Below are 1,045 nucleotides of genomic sequence, written 5' to 3' on the forward strand. Positions count from 1 at the left end.
GGAGAACTGCTGGCCATGTCGGCTCCTACTTGAGCGTGAGGATCGCGCCCTTGGCCAGCAGCGCAGGCCGGACGTGGGTGTTGTAGTCGAGCTCGCCCTGGCGGCGGCCGAGGCCCATGGCGGTTGCCATGATGATGGCCAGCGAGTCGGCGGCCTTCATCTCGCTGATCTCAATCCGCATCTTGGTTCGCCCAATGGCGGTACCGGACACGCCGCGACCGACCGAGACATTGAGGCAGCGGCCGGGCGGCGGCTTATGGGCGCCCCAGGGCATGAGCAGCCGGGTTTCGGTGCCCTGCTCGAGGTCCTGGTTGCCCTCCATGGCGACGATGCCGTTGGCGCTTGCCCACAGGCCGGTCGGGTGGCGGTCCATGTGGTAGCCGTAGCTGTAAATCGGCTCGGCCCACTCCTTCACCGGGAGGTACATGTGCTTCTCGTGAAGGGTCTCCATGCCCTTCAGGCGGAAGCTCTCACGGACGTACATCATGGGCGGCCAGCCCGGCACGATGCTGTCCTGCCAGAGGTTCGGCGCCATGCCGTACTTCTTGGTATCGGCGACCATCGCCGGCAGCGCCTGCTCCCAGCGCGGGTCGGAGCAGATCGCCTTGAACAGACCGGCCTTCCGGCACACGTAGTCCTGCCACATGAGCTTGCGCTCGGCGAAGGTCGCGTTGTGCCAGTCGAACATGTCTCCTTGGGAGTTATTCCCAAAGAGCACGCCCGCCGAGTTCATGTCATAGCAGACGTAGGTATAGGTTGGCAGGACCGGATCGTCGAACGCGCCGGGGATCTTCTGATACTGCGTGGCATTGGCGAGATAGAACTCGCGGTCGTAGTTCGCGGGATTGTATCCCGGCACCACCATGTCGGCGAACTTGGTGCGGTTTTCATCGGCGGTGATGATCGTCCGTGTGTTGAACGCCATGACCGACGAGTCGCCCTCGCCCCTGGCCGAGCGTCGAGGTCTCGGCTTGAGCCACGGCAGACGGTTACCGGTCGCGAAGTCGTAGGCGCGCGTGCCTGACTGCAACTGGATCGGGGTGAC

1 protein-coding gene is annotated in these 1,045 nt (G+C 64.3%); it reads right to left on the reverse strand.

From position 1 onward, the window contains the following. Positions 1-25: 25 nt before the first annotated feature. Positions 26-1,045 (reverse strand): FAD-dependent oxidoreductase (locus FPV16_RS25830; protein WP_227441362.1); only part of this gene is annotated, 1,020 nt, incomplete at its 5' end.

It is taken from the genome of Methylobacterium sp. W2 (genome assembly GCF_020662345.1).
GTDB lineage: Bacteria > Pseudomonadota > Alphaproteobacteria > Rhizobiales > Beijerinckiaceae > Methylobacterium.